Origin of the sequence: Sulfitobacter sp. HI0129 (assembly GCF_001635395.1) — a bacterium.
Lineage (GTDB): Bacteria > Pseudomonadota > Alphaproteobacteria > Rhodobacterales > Rhodobacteraceae > Sulfitobacter.
In genome coordinates this window covers 1-618 of record NZ_LWGH01000009.1, presented here as the reverse complement: position 1 = coordinate 618, position 618 = coordinate 1, and the positions used below count along the sequence as shown (strand labels likewise).

The 618-nt window shown below is 60.8% G+C and carries 1 protein-coding gene; it reads right to left on the bottom strand.

Annotation, left to right across the window (positions count from 1 at the left end; all coding sequences use genetic code 11):
• Nucleotides 1–463, bottom strand: a 463-nt coding sequence (locus A3764_RS00175) for an IS110 family transposase (protein ID WP_150120887.1), incomplete at its 3' end; no start/stop codon positions are given.
• Between the last annotated feature and the right edge of the window lie 155 nt (nucleotides 464–618).

Here is a 618-nt window from a genome sequence, read left to right as displayed (position 1 = left end):
GCTCGGTCTTCGAGCGCGAGACGATCTCGTGCGTCTTCGACAGTTCCTGGATGTCGGCAGTGCCAGTGACCAGCGGATCGTGGAAGAATTGCACCGCGCCGATCTCCAGCATGTGCAGGATCACCTGGGCGTCCTTCGGATCGTTCTTGTCCCAGCTGTTGTGCAGAGCTTCGCGCGTCCGGGCCAAACCCACAGAGGACACGAGCTTCAGATCGAACCCGGCCTGGCCGAGATGATGCGCCAATGGCCGATGGTAGTTGCCGGTTGCCTCGAAGCCGATCCTCACGGGCAGACCGTAGTCCATAAGAATGGCGGCCAAGCGCCGAAAGTCGTCGAGCGTGTTCGTGATCGTCAATCGACGGCGGCGCTTCTTGCCAGGTACGCCAATCAGCACCTCGTGGCGGTGCTTGGAAATGTCGATGGCGACCAACAAGGTCGAGGCAGTAGTATCGGTGGCGGTCATAGCCGGTCTCCTCAGCGGTGTGGTTTGTGCAAAACCACTGTTGAGACCTGAGACCCGGTTATGGCCACCCGCGTCGCTATCTGAGGGCTGCGCGCATGGCCATAACCTCAAACAAGCGCCTCTTCCCGACGTGCTACGGCACGGAGCTGACCTCG